The sequence below is a fragment of the Mesorhizobium sp. M1A.T.Ca.IN.004.03.1.1 genome, from assembly GCF_003997555.1.
In the GTDB taxonomy this organism is placed as follows: domain Bacteria; phylum Pseudomonadota; class Alphaproteobacteria; order Rhizobiales; family Rhizobiaceae; genus Mesorhizobium.
This window is the reverse complement of record NZ_RZTV01000403.1, coordinates 1-267: the sequence shown is the minus strand read 5'-3', so window position 1 is coordinate 267 and position 267 is coordinate 1. Positions and strand designations below refer to the sequence as shown.

General features: G+C 67.4%; 1 protein-coding gene. It reads left to right on the top strand.

The genetic code is table 11. The features are described 5' to 3' along the window. Positions 1 to 267 (top strand): hypothetical protein (locus EOD29_RS32170; RefSeq protein WP_164763962.1); only part of this gene is annotated, 267 nt, incomplete at both ends.

Here is a 267-nt window from a genome sequence, read left to right as displayed (position 1 = left end):
GCGCCGATGTCGCACGCCGGCTGCGCGCCGATCCCCGCTTCGTCGAACTGCCGATCATCTTCCTGACGTCGATGGATATTTCGGGCACGGAAAAAGAATTTGCGGCGCTGAATGGCCACGCGCATCTGATGAAGCCGGCGCGCGCCAACGTGCCGCGCAACACCGTCGTCGAGGTGGTGCGCGCCAGCCGCGTCAAGCAGGCATCCGAGGCTGAGTTTGCCCGGCTGCAGACGGAAGCGGTCGTGCTCGCGCCGGCGCCTCTGCCGC